Origin of the sequence: Clostridium sp. 1001271st1 H5 (assembly GCF_005845215.1) — a bacterium.
Taxonomy (GTDB): Bacteria; Bacillota; Clostridia; order Lachnospirales; family Lachnospiraceae; genus Enterocloster.
Genome location: NZ_SPHO01000069.1, coordinates 1 through 1,385, shown reverse-complemented (window position 1 = coordinate 1,385; position 1,385 = coordinate 1). Strand labels below are relative to the sequence as shown.

Here is a 1,385-nt window from a genome sequence, read left to right as displayed (position 1 = left end):
GGCCTTTTATTATGGCAAGAGAAAAGAAACCGGTACACCAGGTACAAATGACAGAAGGAAAACGCAGCATCATCCAGCAGCTCCTGCAGGAATACGACATCCAATCTGCAGAGGATATCCAGTCTGCACTCAAGGACCTGCTTGGTGGCACAATCAAAGAAATGATGGAAGCAGAGATGGATGAGCATCTGGGCTATGAAAAGTCGGAACGTTCTGACAGCGATGATTACCGTAACGGCTATAAAGCCAAACGGATTAACAGCAGCTATGGCAGCATGGATATCAAGGTCCCCCAGGACCGCAGGTCTACTTTCGAGCCACAGGTAGTCAAAAAGCGTCAAAAGGATATCTCCGATATCGACCAGAAAATCATATCTATGTATGCCAAGGGCATGACCACCCGGCAGATTTCCGATACACTGGAAGATATCTATGGGTTTGAAGCCTCCGAAGGCTTTATTTCTGATGTCACAGATAAAATCATACCACAGATAGAGGATTGGCAGAACCGGCCGCTCTCAGAAGTATATCCGGTCCTGTTCATTGATGCAATCCATTACTCCGTCCGGGATAATGGCATCATCCGCAAGCTTGCGGCCTATGTGGTCCTTGGTATTAATCAGGATGGACGCAAAGAAGTCCTGACGATTGAGGTTGGCGAAAATGAAAGTTCTAAATACTGGCTGTCTGTTTTAAACAGCCTGAAAAACCGAGGGGTAAAAGATATCTTAATCCTCTGTGCTGACGGGCTGAGCGGTATCAAGGAGGCAATCGCGGCAGCCTATCCAAAGACCGAATATCAGCGCTGTATTGTGCATCAGGTGCGTAATACGATGAAATATGTGTCAGACAAGGATAGGAAGCCATTCTGCGCGGACCTTAAGACAATCTATCAGGCACCCACAGAAGAAAAAGCACTTGAGGCAATGGAACGTGTCACTGAAAAGTGGAGCGGGAAATATCCCAATTCCATGAGGAGCTGGAAGCAGAACTGGGATGCCATCTCCCCGATTTTCAAATTTTCCACAGCGGTCAGAAAGGTCATTTATACCACGAATGCGATAGAGAGCCTGAATGGCACGTACCGTAAGCTAAACCGCCAGAGAAGCGTGTTTCCAAGCGATACAGCACTTTTGAAAGCGTTGTAGCTGTCAACGTTTGAAGCCACAAAGAAATGGTCCATGCCAATCAGGAATTGGGGGCAGGTATATGGAGAACTAAGCATCATGTATGAGGGTCGGCTGCCTGAATAAGCGAATCCAACCTATTTTCCCCAGGCGGATTTTTCGCCTGCTCTTGACATGCAACAGTAGTTGCTGTTATATATAATACAAGGACTGAAGGTCCAAGAAAGAACTTTCAGCCCAGTTATTATCATAGAAGAT

The 1,385-nt window shown here is 46.5% G+C and carries 1 pseudogene; it reads left to right on the top strand.

Going from position 1 to position 1,385, the window contains the following annotated elements:
- Positions 1-11: 11 nt before the first annotated feature.
- Positions 12-1,253 (top strand): annotated as a pseudogene (locus FGS84_RS30620) (IS256 family transposase).
- The last annotated feature ends 132 nt before the right edge of the window (positions 1,254-1,385 follow it).